This is a genomic window from Limosilactobacillus panis, assembly GCF_019797825.1.
In the GTDB taxonomy this organism is placed as follows: domain Bacteria; phylum Bacillota; class Bacilli; order Lactobacillales; family Lactobacillaceae; genus Limosilactobacillus; species Limosilactobacillus panis_A.
Genome location: NZ_CP081855.1, coordinates 977,608 through 996,932, shown reverse-complemented (window position 1 = coordinate 996,932; position 19,325 = coordinate 977,608). Strand labels below are relative to the sequence as shown.

Here is a 19,325-nt window from a genome sequence, read left to right as displayed (position 1 = left end):
ACTATCCAGGCCTTTTTTATTTGCCATTTTTCTGCTGGTTAGGATATGATAAGGTTACTAATCTTTAAGGAAGGGACTTCCCTTGTCTAAAATTAACGAACTGCAAAAAAATTATCAAAGCTAACATTGACGTCGCCTACATCAGCGACCCAATGACCATTGGCTACCTCACTGGCTTTTATGAGGAACCATTAGAACGGGTAATGGCCCTGCTTGTCTTCCCTGATGCTCAGCCGTTCTTCTTTACCCCGGCCTTGGAAGTAGAGGCCGCTAAAGGGGCGGGCTGGTCAGGCGATATCTACGGCTACCTTGATCATGAAGATCCCTTCACCATTATTGCTGAACACGTCAAGGAACGTGTCGCCCACCCCATCAAGTGGGGAATTGAAGAAAATCGCCTGACCGTTGACCGCCTGCTCCACCTTAAAGAACAATTCCCTGATGCTAAGTTCGCTACTAACCTGACACCGGTGATTGAGTGAATGCGGTTAATCAAGAGCCCTGATGAGATTGAAAAGCTTAACCGGGCCGGCAAGTGGGCAGACTTCATGCTCGAAGAGGGCTTTAAGAACCTCGCTATTGGCCGAAGTGAGCAGGAAATTGCGGCTAACCTCGAATACGCCTTGAAGAAGCACGGAATCATGCACACCAGCTTTGATACCCTTGTTCAAGCGGGCGCCCACGCCGCTGAACCACATGGTGCTACATCTAGCAACCGGGTCCAGAATAATGAACTTGTTCTCTTTGACCTCGGCTGTATTGTGGAAGGCTACGCTAGTGACGTTTCTCGTACTGTCGCAGTTGGTCAATTAAACACTAAGCAAAAGGATATCTACCAAGTCTGCCTTGAGGCTCAGCTGAGCGCCCAGGAAGCTGCCCGTCCAGGAATCACTGCGGAGGAGTTAGATGCTGTGGCCCGGAACGTAATTACCAAGGCCGGTTATGGTGATTACTTTATCCACCGTCTGGGACACGGTCTAGGAATGAGTGATCACGAGTTCCCTTCAATCATGGCTGGAAACAAGCTGGTCCTTCAGCCTGGTATGTGCTTCTCAATTGAACCTGGAATCTATATCCCAGGTGTCGCCGGTGTCCGGATCGAGGACTGCGTTCATATTACTGCCGATGGCTGTGAACCCTTCACCCACACCAGCAAGGAGCTTAAAACATTTAACCTTTAATGGGGACCCTAAATAACCATGATAAGACTTTATCATTGGTTATTTTCTTTTTAAACCACCACAATTGCGGTATCATAAAAGATGAACTACTATTTGGAGGGATAAAGATGCAAAAGAAAAATTGTGATGCCTGCACCTCAATCATGGTTGGGAAGAAGGCGGCCCTTGCGAGAACACCAATCATTTCCCGCAACGAGGACCGGGTGAAGGCAATTGAACCCAAGCGTTTTATTGTCCAGCCCGCTGTTGATGGACGAGATGAGACCTATATCTCGCCTTACAATAAGCTGACGGTGGAAATGCCGACCGCCGGGATGCGCTACACCTCGCTACCGAGCCTTGATCAGAGTGCCGGTCCAAACGAGGAAGCCGGGATCAATGAGGCTAACGTCGCCGCTTCGTTTACCGAAAGTGTTTACGCTAATGATCGGGTATTAGCCTACGACCCCTTCATCAAAAATGGGCTTGCCGAGGACTCTCTCTGTACCCTGGTCCTCCCCTTCATTCATTCTGCACGGGAGGGTGTTTCTTATACCGGTAAGCTGATTGAAAAATATGGTTCAACAGAAGGTAATGGGATGCAGTTTGCAGATCAAGATGAGGTCTGGTACATGGAAGTTGTCACTGGCCACCAGTGGGTTGCCGTTCGCATCCCCGACGACTGTTATGCGGTAACTCCAAACCAGGTTGCAATTGAAGACATTGACTTTAATAGCCCGGACGACTACATGTGGGCCCCACAGATTCGTGAATTCGTCGAACAGCACCAGTTGAACCCAGACGATGATAAGTGGAATTTTCGTCACATTTTCGGAACCAGTACCCAAAAGGACCGTCACTACAACACTCCCCGAACATGGTTTGCACAACGGTACCTCAGCCCGGTAGCCGCAAAAGGTCAAGAACCGGAAGATAATGACATGCCGTTTATCCGTAAGGCCGAATTCAAGATTGCGGTCGAAGACGTCCAGTACGTCCTTAAATCCCACTTCAATGAGACCAAGTACGACCCAATGGGAACAGCACCGGAGCGCAAAACTTACCGGGCAATCTCCCTTTCCCGGACCGCTGAATCGCATATTCTTCAGCTGCGCGACCCCCAACAGTTCCAAACCAGTATTCATTGGCAGGAACTCGGGGTTCCCGCCTTCAACCCCTACGTGCCATTCTTTGCTAATGCCACGGATACTGATGAATCTTACCGGGTTGTTCCCAACAAGATGGACCTTAAGAGTGCCTATTGGTTAAATGAAGCCCTCGCCGAAGTCGTTGAAAGTCACTATAATGATTTCATTGAACAGGATGAAGACTACCAAAAGGAGCTAAACGAATGGGGGCGGCGGAAGATTGAAGAAGTTGACCAAAAAGCCCAAACACTGACTGGTGAAGAGCTTACTGCCTACTTAACAGCCCAAAATCACGCAATTGCCAGTCATTATAACCAGCGAACCAAGGAACTGCTTTTTGACCTGTTGACCCAGGGATGTGAGCTTTCCCAAATGTCGTTTAAGATGGACCCTAACCTTTAAATACGATAAAAATCCCAAATTACCTTAAAAATCAAATGAGCAGCTACAAAATTAATTATCTTGTAGTTGCTCATTTTTATGTTTATCACAGTCTTAATTAGACTACTTTCACTCCACAGAACCATTAAAATTGTGTTTCTTTCAGGAAATGTAGATATGCACTTTCAGAAAAATCGCTATGATATCAGCGATTAGCGCTCGTCGGTTTCCTCATCGGTCTTCAAAACGGCCATGAACGCCGCTTGGGGGATATCAACCTTACCAACGGCCTTCATCCGCTTCTTACCACGCTTCTGTTTCTCCAAAAGCTTGGCCCGTCGGTCAGGATCTCCCGTGTGAATTCGAGCGGTAACGTCCTTCCGGTAAGCTTTGATGTTTGTCCGGGCGATAATCTTAGAACCAATTGCTGCTTGAATAGGAATCTCGAAGTTTTGTCGGGGAATGATCTTCTTCAGCTTGGAAGTAATCTCCCGCCCCCGTTCAGCGGCAAAGTCCTTATGGGCAATGAAGCTCAGCGCATCGACCTTGTCACCATTCAACAGGATATCAATTTTGACCAAGTTGCTTGGCTTATATTCATCAATTTCGTAATCCATTGAAGCATAGCCCCGGGTCGAACTCTTCAGCTTATCAAAGAAGTCAAAGATAATTTCAGATAATGGCACATGGTAAATCACGTTTACCCGGGTGTCACTGAGGTACTCCATGGTCTCAAAAATGCCCCGTTTCCGTTGACAAAGCTCCATCACGGGACCCACGTAGTCATTTGGCACCATGATTGATGCTTTGACGTAAGGCTCCTTAATCGCCTTGATTGAGGAAGCGTCCGGCATCTCAGCTGGGTTCTCCACCTCAACCGTGGAACCATCAGCCAAGTCAACGTGGTAGGTAACCGATGGGGCCGTGGTAATCAGGTCAAGGTTAAATTCACGCTCCAGGCGTTCTTGCACAACATCCATGTGCAACAGCCCCAAGAAACCGCAACGAAAACCGAAGCCCAAAGCCTGGGAACTTTCCGGCTCAAACACAAGTGCAGCATCGTTTAATTGCAACTTTTCGAGGGCCTCACGGAGGTCGTTAAACTTTGCATTGTCAGTCGGGTACAGGCCGGCATACACCATTGGTGTCATTTGCCGATAACCCGCTAACGGCTTGTCCGTGGGGCGGTCAGCATCGGTCACGGTATCCCCAACCCGGGTATCCTTGATGTCCTTGATTGCAGCGGTGATGTAACCAACATCCCCCGCCATCAGGACATCCCGCGCTAGTGGTTTGGGTGAGTTAATACCAACTTCGGCAACCTCGTACTCGGTTCCACTATTCATCAGCCGAATCCGGTCGCCCTTCTTCACGGTCCCCTCAAATACCCGGACGCTTAAGACAACCCCGCGGTAATCATCGTACTTCGAATCAAAAATTAAAGCCTTAAGCGGCGCAGTCAGGTCACCAGTGGGTGCGGGAATATCCTTAACAATCTTTTCCAGAACCTGGTCAACGTTGAGACCCGTCTTCGCACTGACGTCAACGGCCTCATCAGTTTCCAGGCCAATTTCGTCTTCAATCTGGGCCTTGGTCCCCTCCGGATCAGCGGATGGTAGGTCAATCTTGTTAATGACCGGGAGAATTTCCAAGTCGTTATCCAGGGCAAGGTAGACATTGGCCAATGTCTGGGCTTCCACTCCCTGGGTGGCATCTACGACCAGGATTGCCCCTTCACAGGCCGCCAGCGAACGCGAAACCTCATACGAGAAGTCCACATGCCCCGGGGTGTCAATCAGGTGAAAAATGTAGTCCTGACCATCCCTGGCGTGGTAGGTAAGAGCCACCGCATTTAGCTTAATGGTGATCCCCCGTTCACGCTCCAGCGGCATATCATCGAGGACTTGGTCCTTCATTTCACGCTTACTAATCGAATCCGTCATTTCTAAGATCCGGTCAGCTAGTGTTGACTTACCGTGGTCAATATGGGCAACAATTGAAAAATTACGGATGTGCTTTTGGCGCTCCTTCATTTCTTCCAGACTCATTGTCATGCTTAATTCACTACTTTCTACGAAAATACTCTAATCTAGTATAACAAAGACAAACCAAAATTTAAAAAACGAGGTCGTGGCGTCACTGCCATGATCTCGTTTTTGCTTGATTAACTTTAGTTTTCAATTACCACCCGTGTACCAGCGGGAACATTGTGCTGAATCCAGTTTGCATCCGGGATTGGCAACCGAATGCAACCTTGTGACCCGGCAGGAACACCGAGCAAACGCAATTGAGCTTGGTCAAAGTGACCATCGTGCCATGGTGCATCAAAGACAACGCTGTGGAAGAGATATACCCCATGGTCCTTCCATGAGGTCCAGTGTTCACCATAGTCAAAGAGGTCTCCTCGCTCGTTTTGAACGTAGTAGGTCCCCGTTGGCGTCAGGCTGACCCCATTGACATATCGACCAGCGGTACAGTACATCGTGTAGACAACGTTATTACCGTCCATTAGGTAAACCCGGTTTTGGCCAATCCGGACGTGAATCCAGAAGTTCTTTAACTGGCTGACATTCGGGTATGGGCCGTACTCAGATGGCATCCGGTAATCAATTGGCGTTCGCATCAGACTCATTGAAACAGGACTAGAAGTGTAGTCAACGTAGTTACCGTTTCCGAGCTTATCATCTGTAAAGCGGTGAATGATGCGCACGTTTTGGTTGCGGAGCTGGTTTGGCATCCCAAAGGCTAGCTGGTAGCCGGATTGACCGCTATTATAAATTGCCGGGAAGGCATTGGCCACGTCAGCTCGTGCCCGATTCTTGTCCAGAACTTCCTGTCGGTACAATTCATGACCATTTTGGTCAATAAAAATCAGAAACTGGTATGGCTTATTGGCCGCCTGGTTGCTGGCGTGCCAGCCACTAACGTAAATTGAGTTGGCACTGATACTAATCTGGTCAAAGAAACCGGCATTAGTGGCATAGTCGGGGCTGTACTGATCATCAAAGTTGCCATTACCCGCAGCATCATCACTGAAGCGCAGGATGACTTTTAACGTTCCATTAACCGTGCTTAGGTCTAAGGGAACGGTGGTTGCAAAACCGCTTTGGGCGCTATTATAAATTTGACCATAGCGCGCTGCCACATCGGGCCGGTTAGTCAACGTCAGTTTAGCCCGCTTAACTTCTTTGCCGTTGTTCAGGATGATCACATATGGGTGCTTGTCACTGAGGGCGGCGTCACTAGCCATCCACCCAGCAATCTGCAGTCCCTGCTTAGACATTTTAACGTTGTCCAACCAAGAAGCCCGTTGGTTAAGAACGACTGGTGCAGACCAAAAGTCATTGTACTGTCCCTGGTCACCATTTTCTTGATCACTCGTGGAGTAACGACTGACTACTACATAACTATGCCCCGGAATTAGTTGAGTCTTATCCAGGTCAAAGCTTCCGCTAAAGCCGCTCTGAACAGCGCCAGTCACGTTTGGCAGCGTCCGGGCAACGTCAAGACGCTTAACCGTGGTTGTATTTACCACCGCCACTTGCCGGCGAGCGGTCAGGTCATAGAGAATTGCGTAATGGTTGTTCTCAAACCCACTCAAGTTATCAACGTGCCAACCGCTGAAGGTTAAATGCTGACCATCACTCAGGTTAAAGCTATCCAAATAACCCTGGCTAAACTGATGGCCACTGGTGATCGGACTAAACCAGTAATCAACGTAATCACTATTACCGTCACTTGCACCGGCGTACCGACTAATGACCTGTAGTTGGTGACTGAGGTTCAACTTAGTCAGTGGAATCTTAACGGTAAATCCGGATTTAACAGCACCCGCAATTCCCGGAAATACTTTAGCAACGTCGGGACGCTTAACTGGCGTAACAAGTTGTCTAGCCACTTCTTGATTACTAGTCCGGTCGAGCACAATAATAAAGTGGTGGGCCTTGCCGGCGGCCAAGTTCGTTGCGTGCCAACCGCTAATAACCACTTGACTCTTAACTACCGTCGCCTTATCAAGGTTAGCACGGTTGTTACGATCAATCGTAATCGGGGCAAACCAATAGTCGACCGCGTTACCATTTCCCCGAGCATCATTTGTGTAGCGACTAACAATCTGCACCTGGTTTAACTCTGCCAGGCCCTTACTAAGGTCAAAGCTCGTATTAAAGCCCGATTGGCCCGCACCATATACATTATGAACCCGTTGGACATCTGCGCGGGGTACAGCCTGGTCAGTCACGTTTTGTCGGCCAATCTCCTGGTTAGTTGCCTTATTGACGGCAATAATGTAGTGGTAAGGGCGGTCCTTAGCAGCGTTGGTAGCGTGCCAGCCACTCACGGTCAACTGTCCTTGCTCATTAATCTGGGCACGGTCAAGGTTAGCGTAGTTACCCTGGTCAGCATGGTCGTAGTTTGTATTCTGTACCGGTGCTGACTGATCTTCAACAGGCGCTGTTTGATTTGGTTGAGTTTGTTAGCCAGTCGCCACTACTGGTGCTGGCCTAGTATCGGCGGCAAAACTATTAGTTTGACTTAGCCAAAGAACAAAGCCGCAGCTGGTCATTGCCAGACAGCCAGCAGCAATCTTCTTTGCACGATTGAAATCGATTAACATTGTCTAATCCCCCAATAATAACATATTCTTTATTATTATACTCCTTTATGAAAGCGGTAACTAAAAAAAGCCAGGAAACCGGACACCTTGTCCCATTTTCTGGCTTAATTATTATTATATTAACGATCCTCAAAGGCGTCCTTAAGCTTATCTAAGACGGATTTTTTGACGCCCTTGACATCCTCACCACTGGCCGCAGCGAAGGCCATCATCGCCTCCCGTTGCCGTTTATTGAGGTTCTTCGGTGTTTTGACGTGGACAGTAACCTGCTCATCACCAGTCCCCTTACCATTCAAGTAAGGAACACCCTTCCCCCGTAAGCGGAAGTTGGTCTCGGATTGCGTTCCAGCAGGAACCTTTAGGTCAACGTCACCATGAACGGTCTTAACCTTGATTTCGTCCCCCAGTGCAGCTTGGGCAAACGAAATATCCCGGTCAACGTAAATAGTAGTGCCATCACGCCGGAAGTCTCGACTCGGGGTAACTCTGAAGACAATGTATAGGTCACCAGCCGGTCCACCGTTTTCACCAGCATCACCCTGGCCTTCAAGGCGCATCTGCTGGCCATCATCAACCCCAGCGGGAACTTTAACTTCCAGCTCGTGCTTTGCATGAACATGCCCACTACCGTGGCAGGTCTGGCACTGATCAGCAGCTTTAATTACCTTACCAGTCCCGTGACACTCTGGACAAGTGGTTTGGGTCTGCATACTCCCCAGAGGTGTCCGCCGTACAGTGACGATTACACCGCTTCCGCCACACCGTTTACAAGTCGTCGCGGACTTACCTGGTTTGGCACCGGTCCCGTGACAGGTTTTACATTGCTCATCACGATCGTACTTAATGGTCGTCGTTTTCCCAAAAATGGCATCCATAAACTTCAGCGTCATGGCATACTGGAGGTCCCGACCCTGACGCGGGGCAGTCGGGTTAGGCCGCCGACTGCCGCCACCACCAAAGAATTGGCTGAAGATATCATCAAAGCCACTGGCGCCGCCAAAGCCCTGACTACTAAAGCCGCCATTGCCAAAGCCACCAAAACCTTGGCCCGCTCCGGCCTGTGGACCAGCAGAACCAAACTGATCATACTGGGCCCGCTTTTGCGAATCACTTAAGACATCGTAAGCTTCATTAATCTTCTTAAATTTTTCTTCCGCACCAGGTGCATGGTTTACATCCGGGTGGTACTTAGCAGCGAGTCGCCGGTAAGCGTGTTTAATATCTGCTTCCGAGGCATCTTTTGAGACACCTAAAACATCGTAATAGTTTTCTTCTGCCATTTATATCCCTCACAACTTAATTGCTTGTATAGTTATACCACAGATCGGAAACGAAAGTAAAAGCCAAAGTCCTAAACTGTGGCCTTTGGCTTTTACAATGCATCTAGCAATTAGAAATTACTTCTTGTCGTCTGGGGTAACATCCTTGAAGTCACCATCAACGGTGTTGCCATTATCATTGCCCTTTTGGTTACCGTTATTGCCGGCATTGCCAGTAGGGTTTGCACCGCCCTGGGCATTCCCTTGAGCTCCTTGGGCCTGCTTGTAAAGCTTGACACTCAAGTCTTGGATAACCTTGTTGAGAGCGTCCTTCTTGGCCTTCATGTCATCAAGGTTACCGCTTTTCTTGGCCTTCTTCAGGTCGTCACGAGCACTTTCGGCCTTCTTGATGTCTTCGTCAGGAACCTTGCCCTTAACTTCCTTTAAGGTCTTGTCAACTTGGAAGAGTTCTTGGTCGACCTCATTCTTCAAGTCAACTTCTTCCTTCTTCTTCTTGTCGGCTTCAGCGTGTTCTTCGGCATCCTTCTTCATCCGTTCGATTTCTTCGTCGGACAGACCAGAGTTGGACTTGATAACAATCTTTTGTTCCTTACCAGTTCCCATGTCCTTGGCAGAAACGTTAACAATCCCGTTCTTATCAATGTCGAAGGTAACCTTAATTTGAGGAACACCACGAGGAGCAGCTGGAATGTCTGTCAGCTGGAAGTTCCCTAAGGTCTTGTTGTCGGCTGCCATTGGCCGTTCACCCTGAAGAACGTGAATATCAACGGCAGATTGATTATCAGCGGCCGTTGAGAAAATCTGACTCTTGGATGTTGGAATGGTCGTGTTCCGGTCAATCAACTTGGTGAAGACCCCACCCATGGTTTCAATACCAAGAGAAAGTGGTGTAACATCAAGTAGAACAACATCCTTAACATCACCGGTCAGAACCCCACCTTGGATAGCTGCACCAAGGGCAACGGCTTCATCAGGGTTGATGGAGTGGTTTGGTTCCTTACCAGTCAATTCCTTAACCATTTCTTGAACAGCTGGAATCCGGGTTGAACCACCGTTTAGGATAACCTCATCAATGTCATCAAATGAAAGGTCCGCATCCTTCAAAGCGTTCAATACTGGTTGCTTCGTCCGTTCAACCAGGTCATTAGTCAACTGGTTGAATTGGGCCCGGGTCAAACTCTTCTCCAAGTGCAGTGGACCATTTTCACCGGATGAAATGAATGGCAGGCTGATTTGAGCTTCTTGAACACCGGAAAGGTCCTTCTTCGCCTTTTCAGCGGCATCCTTCAACCGTTGCAAAGCCATCTTATCTTTAGAAAGATCAATCCCATGTTCCTGCTTAAAGCCGTCAATTAACCAGTCCATAATCTTTTGGTCGAAGTCATCCCCACCAAGGTGCGTGTCACCGTTAGTAGAAAGAACTTGGAAGACCCCGTCACCTAATTCCAAAATGGAGACATCAAACGTCCCACCACCAAGGTCGTAAACCAGAATCTTTTCATCCTTGTCCTTCTTGTCCAGACCGTAAGCCAGAGAAGAAGCAGTTGGTTCGTTGATAATCCGCTTAACGTCCAAGCCAGCGATCTTTCCGGCATCCTTAGTGGCTTGCCGTTGGGCATCGTTGAAGTAGGCAGGTACTGTAATAACAGCCTTGTTAACGGTGTCGCCAATGTAATCTTCCGCATACTTCTTGATGTATTGAAGAATCATTGCGGAGATTTCTTGTGGCGTGTACTTCTTGCCATCTACTTCAACTGTGTAGCCGGCTTCACCCATATGACTCTTGATAGAAGAAATCGTGTTCGGGTTAGTAATTGCTTGTCGCTTGGCAACTTCACCAACTTGGGTTTCACCATTCTTAAATGAAACAACGGATGGCGTTGTCCGACTTCCTTCTGGGTTAGTAATAATCTTGGGCTCGTTACCTTCCATAACGGCAACGGCGGAGTTAGTAGTACCTAAATCAATACCAATAATCTTGTTACTTGCCATTGTTTATCCCCTCTCTTATATTTTTATTGTGCCACAACAACCATTGCAGGACGCAGAACCCGGTCCTTCAGCTGGTAACCAGCTTGCAAGACTTTGACAACCGTTTCCGGTTTTTGATCACCCTTTACTGGGACGGTTTGAACCGCTTGGTGCAAGGTCGGATCAAAAATCTTTCCTTCTGCGGGGATCTCAGTGACCCCATGGTCCTTTAAGGCTGCCGTTAAGTGGTCGTGGACCATTTGAATACCCTTTTTTAGTTGTTGGCCATTTTCATCTTTAACTTCAATCGTGAGTGCCCGCTTAAGGTTATCAAGAACGGGAAGAACACTCTTTGCCAGGTCCTGACCATCATACTTCAAGATCTGGGCGCGTTCCTTATTAAAGCGGGTCGTCATATTTTGAATTTCCGCTTCGGCACGTAGATACTTGTCATCTTTATCCGCAAGTTGTTTTTTCAAGTCATCCACTTGCTTTTGCAACTTTTCACAGCGGTGGTGGCACTGACCCTTGTGGCCACCATGGTGTTCAGCTTTATTATCAGTCTGAGCAGCTTTGCCATCAGCTTTTGGCTGCTCTTCCTGCTTTTGCTTTTCTTCTTTTGCCAAATGACTCGCCTCCTATGAATCGTAATAGTGTCGGTAAAAGTCAAGTAGTCGCTTGGCTAACTCCTGACGAAAGGCATTTACAATTCCAATCGTCCGTGAGTAAGGCATCCTCGTGGGCCCTAAAACAGCAATGATTCCCTTACCATACTGGTCGACATCATAGCTTGCCGTAATTAGACTATAATCCTTTAACACCTGGTCCTTAGCAATTTCCGAGCCAATCCTGACGTTGACATCCTTATCATCAGATCCCGTGTCAAGAAGGTGCGACAACTCATCATTTTGATCAATTAGGCTATATAACACCTGCAGGGCTTGCGGATCTTGGTTATTAGAAAATCCCAAGATGTTAAGCCGCCCGCCGACAAAGAAGCGTTCCCGAGCGGCCCGGGAAACAACGTTGTCAAACAAGTCCAAGAAGCCGTCAGAACCATGCATATATTGCATGATCCGCTTTGGGATGTCATCATTCAGCCGTTTAACTACTTCAGTCAGCGGTCGCCCGACCAACTGATCATTAATCATCCTGATTACCGCTTGGAGTGCATCGGTATCAAAATTACGTGGCAGGGTAAACGACTGACTCTCGACGTCCCCACTGTCGGTAACCAAAATGGCAATCACCTTATGGTTACCCAACGGGACCACCCGAAAACCACTTAACCGGACATCGGGCTTTAGGGTAAATGCTGTGTAAGAAGTCAGGTCTGACAAGATATCTGCTGAATGCGAAACAATCTCATCAATCTTTTGAAAACTCGTCCCTAAAGAATTCTGGATAACAACCAGGTCATTATCCGTGAGCGCATTTGCATCCAGCAGATGATCGACGTAGTATCGGTAGCCACGCTTTGAAGGCACCCTCCCCGAGGACGAATACTCTTTTTTGATTAGCTGGTGATCTTCTAATACCGCCATCTCATTCCGGATTGTTGCTGAACTAACCTTAAATGGTAACTTTTCAGCGAGGTGCTTTGATCCTACCGGTTGACCGGTTGAGGTGTATTGACGTACAATCGCTTGCAGGATTGCCTTTTGTCGTTGTGTTAGCATTTTGATCACATCCCTTTTTTAGCACTCTTTAGGGCTAAGTGCTAAACACACTTAATAATATACCAATCACCTGTTTAAAAGTCAAGGAATGTCAAATTAAATCTAAGGAGATTTTACAATTGAGTACAGACAACCACCGTTACGTTCAACCTCATAATGCTCAAGAGGCCATGGAGCTCATCCAACGGCTCTTCAACAAGTACCGAAGTGCCCCATTAACCAACGAGCTGCTTGCCTACCATAATAACCTCATCTATCGTCTCCAATCCGATATCAAGGACGCTGCAAAAAAGGAGGGCAGTCCAAAGCGGGTTAAGGAGATCGACCAGATGACTAACATCATGCGCTCATGGACTAACCTCCGCTTAACCGGCCACCCATTTCACGGTAAAATGCACCACTTCCGATTGGTTACCACGGATGGGCCGAAGTTTAAACGGCAGGTCCACAAGATTCACCAGGGCAACAACCACCGGGCTAGTCGTCACTAGGGATTTTTTTGGGGGTGGAGAAACGAAAGGGCCCCAGTTAATATTACAGCACAGTACCCAAAGAGGACTTTAGCATTCGGGAAATCCGAATACTAAAGTCCTCTTTGTCCTTTCTAAAGGCTCACTCTTTTAATGAATTATCTGGCTTGTAATTGCTGGTGGTGCCTGCACGACCTGACGTGCCACTTGTTCATCATGCTTTATTTGTGCCACTAAACTAGTAGCATCCGCAAATTTTTGCTCACCACGAAGGTATTGGTACCAGCGAACCGTTACCTCTTCGCCGTAAACCATTTGGTCAAAGTCAAATAGGTAAATCTCAACGGTCAGCTGGTTGTGGTCACCAAAGGTAATATTATGGCCAACACTGGCCATCCCCCCGTACCAGTTTTCACCAATTTTAACATTAACCGCGTACACACCAATTCCTGGTATCCTCTCCCGTGATGGTGTCTCCACATTGATTGTGGGGAAGCCCAGGGTCCGGCCTCGAGCAAGGCCATGGACGACCAACCCCGTGGTCTGGTAATAGTAGCCTAATTCTTGGTTAGCAGTCTGAACGTCCCCGCGGTCAATTGCCTTCCGGATTGCCCGGGAACCAACCTTCTTGGTCGTGCCCGGATCAGTAAATTTAGGAACTGTTACCACAGTGAACCGGCCTCGCGCATAGGCAGGCAGGTTCGTCATAGTAGCAATTTTAGCCGGACCATAGGTGTGGTCAAAACCCGCCACCACGACTTGGCTATGAAAAGCGACGAGATAGTGGTCGACAAATTCTTGGGGAGTCTGGTTGGCAAAACTCGAGGTAAAACTAACTAGGTACACCAAGTCAACGCTGAGCTGTTTTAAAAGGGCTAACTTCCGGTCAGTAGTGGAAAGGTATTTAAAGCCGCCGGGATATTGCCGGTAAACAACTCCTGGTGCGTGACCATAGGTTAGGACTGCCAAGGGTAACTTCCGCTGGTCAGCAATTTGCCGTGCCCGCCGGATGACCGCTTGATGGCCACGGTGGACCCCATCGAAGAACCCCATCGCCAGCACTACCGGGCCGTCAGGAATTAATTGCTTGTTGATTGGGTGGTGTATTTTTATAACCTGCAATGTTGGGCCTCCTAGTTCGTCAAAAACATCTTTGTTGGCTGATAGGCGTGGTGGTGTGCATCAAAGTGGTAAAGCGCCTTAACTTGGTGACCATACTTGAGGACCAGCTCTGCTGCTGATGAGGAAAGCTCAGCTGGCTTTAGCCAACCCCCGTTCTGAACAGCTTTCCACTGGTCTGCGTTAAGCTCAACCGCCGGATAATCACGGAGGGCGTAATCAAGTGGATAAAGGTAATGGTTAATTGTCCCTGCTGTTACGGCGTCTTGAATATTCCCCAGACTTAGTGTCTGATCAAGGGTAAAGCCACCACTTTTTAGCCGGGTTAGCCAACTCATTGTTCCCGGATAGCCGAACCGCTTTGCCAACTCAACTACCAGTGTCCGTACATAGGTCCCTTTACTGCAGGCGACCTTAAAGCGGACCCGTTCTTCCTGCTTCCCCTGATCATAATCAGCACTTACCAGTTCAAACTTGTCAATCATCACGTGGCGAACTGGACGGTCAACACTTTTCCCCGCCCGTGCATATTCGTAAAGGCGTTTCCCCTTTACCTTTACCGCTGAATACATGGGTGGAATTTGGGTAACCGCCCCCGTCAACGTTGTCATCTGATCACGGATAACATCTGGGGGAATCTCCCTAGTTACCGGCTGGGCAGCAATCACCTCACCGTCAAGATCCTCCGTTGTCGTCGCCTTGCCGATTAACAGTTCACCCTGGTAAACCTTCCCTGACTGCATCAAGTACTCAACGACCTTCGTCGCCCTACCAATACAAATTGGCAGGACCCCATCAACAGACGGGTCTAGGGTCCCCGAGTGACCAATCTTTTTTGTCTTCAGTATTCGTCGCAGGCGGTTAACACAGTCAAAGCTGGTCATTCCCCGTTCTTTATATAAAGGAATAATTCCGTCCATTCGTTTGGTCCTCCGTATACAAAAAGGAGCAGGTCAAAGATTTACCCCGCTCCTCGTGTTTTAGTCAGTTACTTTTCTTGTTGATGAAGCTTATTGATCAGTTGGTCAATCCGACTGCCATAAGCTACGGACGGGTCACGTTCAAACTTGATCTCCGGTGTTTTAAAGATATTTAGGCGGGCGCCTAATTCAGAGCGGATTAAACCCGTGGCCTTATCCAAGCCTTCTTGGGTCTTTTCACCCGCCGAGGCCTTGTCAGACAAGATACTGTAATAAATCGTTGCCTGTTGCAAATCACCAGTAACATCAACGCCAGTGATTGTAACGCCTTGCACACGTGGATCACGAACCCGCTTCAAAAGGATATCATCGACTTCGCGTTGAATCTGCTGCGCAAGCCGGTCAACGCGATATTGTCTGTTTGGCATTTTGCCTCCTCCTTTATTTAACTGGTACTTCTTTCATCTGGTAAGCTTCAATAACATCCTTTTCCTTGATGTCATTGTAATTAGCAATCGTTAAACCACATTCAAAGCCGGCCTTGACTTCCTTAACATCGTCCTTGAACCGCTTAAGTGAACCCAGTTCACCTTCGTAAACGACCACGCCGTCACGAACCAAACGGACCTTAGAATCACGGGTAATCTTACCAGAAGTAACCATTCCTCCGGCAATCGTCCCGACCTTGGAAGCCTTGTAGATTTGACGAACTTCAACTTCACCAATCGTTTCTTCCTTGTATACCGGTTCAAGCATCCCCTTCATGGCATCCTCAACTTCTTCAATGGCGTTGTAGATAACCCGTTGGAGACGGATATCAATATTACTGGAGTCAGCAAGCGACTTAGCAACCGGTGTTGGCCGCACGTTGAAACCAATGATAACCGCGTTTGAAGCTTCGGCCAAGGTAACGTCACTCTGACTGATTGCCCCGACTGCTTGGTGAATGATGTCAACCCGGACGCCATCAACCTTGATCTTCTGCAGACTTTGACTAAGGGCTTCAACTGACCCCTGAACATCGGCCTTAATAATTAATGGCAGGGTCTTCATCTTCCCCTTCTTCATAGTGGCAAAGAGGTTGTCCAGGGTAACGTGCGAAGTCTTTTGCCGTTCCTTGTCTTGAGCCCGCTTTGCCCGTGCTTCACCAGCTGCACGAGCGGTCTTTTCATCGTCAAAGACAACGAACCGGTCCCCGGCTTCCGGGACTTCGTTAAGCCCCGTAATTTCAACAGGGGTCGATGGGGTAGCTGTCTTAATCCGCCGACCATTTTCGTTGGTCATCGTCCGAACACGGCCGAAGGTGTTACCGACAACGATTGGGTCCCCAACATGCAAGGTCCCTTGTTGAACCAACACGGTTGCCACAGGTCCCTTACCTTGATCCAGTCGTGCTTCAACAACGGATCCCGCCGCGTTTTGGTCAGGGTTAGCCTTTAATTCCATCATTTCAGCTTGGAGCAGGATCATGTCCAACAACTCGTCGAGGTTCTTGCCAAACTTAGCGGAAATCTTGACGAAGATGGTGTCACCGCCCCAGTCTTCTGGAATCAGGTTGTATTTAGCCAGCTCTTCAGTAACCTTATCAGGGTTTGCACCCGGCTTATCAATCTTGTTGACGGCAACAATGATTGGCGTCTTGGCAGCCTGGGCGTGGTGAATGGCTTCCACTGTCTGCGGCATTACCCCATCATCAGCAGCAACCACCAGAACGGTAATATCGGTAATGTTAGCACCACGGGCCCGCATTTCGGTAAATGCAGCGTGCCCTGGAGTATCCAAGAAGGTAATCAGGTTATCGTTGTAGTGAACTTGGTAGGCACCAATTTCCTGGGTAATCCCACCGGCTTCATGTTCAGTGACGTGTGAGTGCCGCAACTTATCCAGCAGGGTAGTCTTACCATGGTCAACGTGCCCCATGACAGTAACTACTGGTGGCCGCTTAACAAGGTGCTTGGTATTGTTCTGTTCGTCTTCAAACATCTTATCAATGTCAGAAACGTCAACCTCAACCTTTTCTTTGGCGTCAATCCCGTAGTCAGTTGCCAAGAGCTCGATAGTGTTCTTGTCAAGGGACTGGTTTTGGTTGATCATTACGCCGAGCATAAAGAGCTTCTTAATAATTTCCGCTGGAGAACGGTGTAAGATCTTACCCAGGTCCTGGGCATTCATCCCCTCAGTGTACTCCAGCACTTCTGGTAATGGCTTATCCTTCCGCTGAGTTGGTTGCTTGTGGTTCACTTCACGGAGACGGTTATTCCCCTTGTTACGCCTATTGCGCTTCTTGTTTTTTTTGTTGAAGCGCTTACCATGTCGTTCATTATTTTTCAAGCTACCGCCAAAACGACCGCCGTTGTTTTGGTTACGGCGGCTTTCGTTATGCCGCTTTTCATTGTGCCGGTTTTGGTGTTCTTCACGAGGCCGTTCATTCTCATGCCGGGCAGGCTTGTTGGCCTTCTTTGGATGGCTTTCATGGTCCCGCTTATTTTGGTGCTTATTGGACGGCGCTTTTTTGTGGTCATCCTTTGCCTGGTGGTTCTTATGGCGGTTGGCCGGTTTGGTATTGGTCTTTTTTTGACCACCATTCTCATTTTTAACAACTTCCCGTAATTTGGCCGCTTGAGCGGGGGTTACGGAAGACATGTGACTTTTAATTTCCATTCCTTGTTGGTTAGCAACCTTAACAAGGTTCTTACTTGGCATTTTGAGCTCTTTAGCTAGTTCATAGATTCGTTTCTTGGCCATATGCTCACTCTCCTATTCCATTGTCATTAATTCCTCAAACTTTCTTGCAAAACCTGGTTGCATCACACCAATAACGGTCCGTGATTGGCCCGTTGCCTGACTGAGCTGGTCTTTAGTAAAGGCTTGTGAGTACGGAATATGGTAGTACCGACACTTGTCAGTAAACTTCTTAGCCGTTGCAACACCAGCATCCCCTGCCAAAAACACAAACTTTGCCTTATTAGTTTGAATATTTTTTAATACTGTTTCTTCACCACTGGTTAACTGACGGGCACGCCGCGCTAACCCAAGCAAACCGAGTGCCTGTTGGCGTTTATTTTTCATTTTTCCCGAATAATTCCTGGCGAGCTTGCAAGTGGTCGGTATACTTGATCAGTTCATCATAAAAAGCGTCATCGAGCTTAACGTGAAACGCCTTTTCAAATGTCTTTTCCTTTTTAGCCCGCTTAGCAATTTCAACATCAGCCGCAATGTAGGCTCCCCGGCCGGCTTTCTTACCGGTGGGATCCAAAGAAACCTCATTTTCCTTGTTCTTGACTACCCGGATAAGTTGGCGCTTTGGCATCATTTCTCCGGTGACGATATCTTTGCGCATTGGTACTTTTCTCTTTTTCATTATTTTCACCCCACTGCTCAATTATTCTTCATCAGATGTTTGACCGTCAGTTGCTTGTTGGTCATCATCACCTGTTAGTTCACTGTCATCCGCTGCTTCTTGGGCCTGAATTTCTTCCATTTCAGAAGCAGACTTAATATCAATCTTGTACTTGGTCAAACGAGCCGCCAATCGAGCATTTTGCCCCCGCTTACCGATTGCTAAGGAAAGCTGGTCGTCCGGAACAACAACGGTGCATGACCGTTCCTGTTCTTCTTCACCATCCTCACGTTCAATCGTAACCGGGTCATTGAAGATGACGTCAAGGACTTCCGCCGGGTTAAGGGCGTTAGCAATGAACTTAGCCGGATCCCTTACATATTCCACGATGTCCATGTTTTCACCATCAAGTTCGTTGACAATTGCCTGAACCCGAGAACCCCGTGGTCCAACACATGTTCCAACCGGGTCAACATTGTCATCGTTGGAGTAAACAGCGACTTTTGCCCGGTCACCGGCCTCCCGCGCGATATTTTCAATCAACACGGCGCCATCTTTAATCTCAGGGACTTCCCGTTCAAAGAGCCGTTTCAATAGCTCTGGAGCCGTTCGACTGACGTAAATTTGGGGACCGCGCCGGTCATCATTAACCTTTGATACATAAACCTGAATCCGGTCGTGAACATGGTAGTGTTCATTTGGCATCTTATCACGGTAACCCATTGCTCCTTCAACCCCATCACCGAGGTCAACATAGGTGAAGCGCTTGTCCTCACGAGAAACTTCCCCAGTGATGATTTCGTTTTCATAAGTCTTGTACTTATCGTAAATAATCTTTCGTTCTTCTTCCCGAAGGCGCTGCATAACCACCTGTTTAGCAGTTTGGGCAGCAATTCGACCGAAGTTGCGGGGCGTCACCTCTTCGCGAATTTGGTCACCGAGGTCATATCCTTGACCATGGGGAAGCTTTCGGGCAGCAGCAAGACTCATGTATTCATTGCTATCTTCTGCAACCTTATCTTCATCGTCGGTAATCGTCTTAACGGCATACACTTTGATGTTACCAGTAGTGGCATTAAATTCAACCTCGACGTTCTTCTCGCCGTAGTTTTGCTTATAAGCCGATTCAAGGGCCTGTTCAAGAGCTTCGATTACGACTTCCTTTTTAATTCCCTTTTCCTTTTCTAAGTAGTCAAGGGCGCCAATCATTTCTGCATTGACTTTTGACTTGCTCACAGTGAA

16 protein-coding genes and 1 pseudogene are annotated in these 19,325 nt (G+C 48.1%); 3 read left to right on the top strand and 14 right to left on the bottom strand.

All coding sequences use genetic code 11. The annotated features are described in order from the left end of the window. Positions 1-82: 82 nt before the first annotated feature. Both KZE55_RS04835 and KZE55_RS04830 read left to right on the top strand, forming a co-directional pair. Positions 83-1,181 (top strand): annotated as a pseudogene (locus KZE55_RS04835) (M24 family metallopeptidase). A 107-nt stretch (positions 1,182-1,288) separates the two neighbouring features. Further along, positions 1,289-2,710, top strand: a complete 1,422-nt coding sequence (locus tag KZE55_RS04830) for a C69 family dipeptidase (protein ID WP_222259709.1) — start codon at positions 1,289-1,291, stop codon at positions 2,708-2,710. Between the two features lie 191 nt (positions 2,711-2,901). Here KZE55_RS04830 and lepA read toward each other — a convergent pair whose 3' ends face one another. The 7 genes from lepA to hrcA form a co-directional block, all read right to left on the bottom strand. Continuing rightward, entirely contained in the window at positions 2,902-4,737 is a 1,836-nt protein-coding gene (gene lepA, locus KZE55_RS04825; protein WP_222259921.1) for a translation elongation factor 4, read from the bottom strand. Positions 4,738-4,859: 122 nt separating this feature from the next. Then, the gene (locus KZE55_RS04820; RefSeq protein WP_261313310.1) at positions 4,860-7,028 is read right to left on the bottom strand and encodes a L,D-transpeptidase; all 2,169 of its coding nucleotides are present in this window, start codon (positions 7,026-7,028) and stop codon (positions 4,860-4,862) included. A gap of 135 nt (positions 7,029-7,163) precedes the next feature. Then, positions 7,164-7,304, bottom strand: coding sequence for a hypothetical protein (locus KZE55_RS04815; RefSeq protein ID WP_222259707.1), 141 nt, complete (start codon positions 7,302-7,304; stop codon positions 7,164-7,166). A gap of 119 nt (positions 7,305-7,423) precedes the next feature. Further along, positions 7,424-8,584 (bottom strand): molecular chaperone DnaJ, encoded by a 1,161-nt coding sequence (dnaJ, locus tag KZE55_RS04810; protein ID WP_222259705.1) that lies wholly within the window; start codon positions 8,582-8,584, stop codon positions 7,424-7,426. Between the two features lie 117 nt (positions 8,585-8,701). Then, the gene (gene dnaK, locus KZE55_RS04805; RefSeq protein WP_222259703.1) at positions 8,702-10,576 is read right to left on the bottom strand and encodes a molecular chaperone DnaK; all 1,875 of its coding nucleotides are present in this window, start codon (positions 10,574-10,576) and stop codon (positions 8,702-8,704) included. A gap of 23 nt (positions 10,577-10,599) precedes the next feature. Next, positions 10,600-11,181 (bottom strand): nucleotide exchange factor GrpE, encoded by a 582-nt coding sequence (gene grpE / locus KZE55_RS04800; protein WP_222259701.1) that lies wholly within the window; start codon positions 11,179-11,181, stop codon positions 10,600-10,602. Between the two features lie 12 nt (positions 11,182-11,193). Beyond that, on the bottom strand, positions 11,194-12,234 hold the full coding sequence (gene hrcA / locus KZE55_RS04795; protein ID WP_222259699.1) for a heat-inducible transcriptional repressor HrcA: 1,041 nt from the start codon (positions 12,232-12,234) through the stop codon (positions 11,194-11,196). 170 nt (positions 12,235-12,404) lie between these two features. Here hrcA and KZE55_RS04790 point away from each other — a divergent pair, with 170 nt between their 5' ends. Continuing rightward, entirely contained in the window at positions 12,405-12,725 is a 321-nt protein-coding gene (locus KZE55_RS04790; protein ID WP_222259909.1) for a hypothetical protein, read from the top strand. 129 nt (positions 12,726-12,854) lie between these two features. Here KZE55_RS04790 and ribF read toward each other — a convergent pair whose 3' ends face one another. The 7 genes from ribF to nusA all read right to left on the bottom strand — a co-directional run bounded on the left by ribF (position 12,855) and on the right by nusA (position 19,319). Further along, on the bottom strand, positions 12,855-13,826 hold the full coding sequence (gene ribF / locus KZE55_RS04785) for a riboflavin biosynthesis protein RibF (protein WP_222259697.1): 972 nt from the start codon (positions 13,824-13,826) through the stop codon (positions 12,855-12,857). A gap of 11 nt (positions 13,827-13,837) precedes the next feature. Then, positions 13,838-14,743: a tRNA pseudouridine(55) synthase TruB gene (gene truB / locus KZE55_RS04780; protein WP_047769149.1), complete on the bottom strand. Its 906-nt coding sequence runs from the start codon at positions 14,741-14,743 to the stop codon at positions 13,838-13,840. Between the two features lie 68 nt (positions 14,744-14,811). After that, the gene (gene rbfA / locus KZE55_RS04775) at positions 14,812-15,171 is read right to left on the bottom strand and encodes a 30S ribosome-binding factor RbfA (protein ID WP_222259695.1); all 360 of its coding nucleotides are present in this window, start codon (positions 15,169-15,171) and stop codon (positions 14,812-14,814) included. A 13-nt stretch (positions 15,172-15,184) separates the two neighbouring features. Continuing rightward, the gene (infB, locus tag KZE55_RS04770; protein ID WP_222259693.1) at positions 15,185-17,488 is read right to left on the bottom strand and encodes a translation initiation factor IF-2; all 2,304 of its coding nucleotides are present in this window, start codon (positions 17,486-17,488) and stop codon (positions 15,185-15,187) included. A gap of 12 nt (positions 17,489-17,500) precedes the next feature. Next, the gene (locus KZE55_RS04765) at positions 17,501-17,812 is read right to left on the bottom strand and encodes a L7Ae/L30e/S12e/Gadd45 family ribosomal protein (protein ID WP_047769143.1); all 312 of its coding nucleotides are present in this window, start codon (positions 17,810-17,812) and stop codon (positions 17,501-17,503) included. After that, positions 17,802-18,104, bottom strand: a complete 303-nt coding sequence (rnpM, locus tag KZE55_RS04760; RefSeq protein WP_222259691.1) for an RNase P modulator RnpM — start codon at positions 18,102-18,104, stop codon at positions 17,802-17,804. The genes KZE55_RS04765 and rnpM overlap by 11 nt, the downstream gene beginning before the upstream one ends. A 21-nt stretch (positions 18,105-18,125) precedes the next feature. Further along, positions 18,126-19,319: a transcription termination factor NusA gene (nusA, locus tag KZE55_RS04755; RefSeq protein WP_222259689.1), complete on the bottom strand. Its 1,194-nt coding sequence runs from the start codon at positions 19,317-19,319 to the stop codon at positions 18,126-18,128. Positions 19,320-19,325: the final 6 nt, after the last annotated feature.

Bases quoted from the DNA above. Each gene is read 5' to 3' on its own strand.
- truB (WP_047769149.1), bottom strand. From the start codon at position 14,743: ATGGACGGAATTATTCCTTTATATAAAGAACGGGGAATGACCAGCTTT.
- rnpM (WP_222259691.1), bottom strand. From the start codon at position 18,104: ATGAAAAAGAGAAAAGTACCAATGCGCAAAGATATCGTCACCGGAGAA.
- KZE55_RS04765 (WP_047769143.1), bottom strand. From the start codon at position 17,812: ATGAAAAATAAACGCCAACAGGCACTCGGTTTGCTTGGGTTAGCGCGG.
- KZE55_RS04790 (WP_222259909.1), top strand. From the start codon at position 12,405: ATGGAGCTCATCCAACGGCTCTTCAACAAGTACCGAAGTGCCCCATTA.
- KZE55_RS04830 (WP_222259709.1), top strand. From the start codon at position 1,289: ATGCAAAAGAAAAATTGTGATGCCTGCACCTCAATCATGGTTGGGAAG.
- dnaK (WP_222259703.1), bottom strand. From the start codon at position 10,576: ATGGCAAGTAACAAGATTATTGGTATTGATTTAGGTACTACTAACTCC.
- hrcA (WP_222259699.1), bottom strand. From the start codon at position 12,234: ATGCTAACACAACGACAAAAGGCAATCCTGCAAGCGATTGTACGTCAA.
- lepA (WP_222259921.1), bottom strand. From the start codon at position 4,737: ATGAGTCTGGAAGAAATGAAGGAGCGCCAAAAGCACATCCGTAATTTT.
- infB (WP_222259693.1), bottom strand. From the start codon at position 17,488: ATGGCCAAGAAACGAATCTATGAACTAGCTAAAGAGCTCAAAATGCCA.
- rbfA (WP_222259695.1), bottom strand. From the start codon at position 15,171: ATGCCAAACAGACAATATCGCGTTGACCGGCTTGCGCAGCAGATTCAA.
- KZE55_RS04815 (WP_222259707.1), bottom strand. From the start codon at position 7,304: ATGTTAATCGATTTCAATCGTGCAAAGAAGATTGCTGCTGGCTGTCTG.
- dnaJ (WP_222259705.1), bottom strand. From the start codon at position 8,584: ATGGCAGAAGAAAACTATTACGATGTTTTAGGTGTCTCAAAAGATGCC.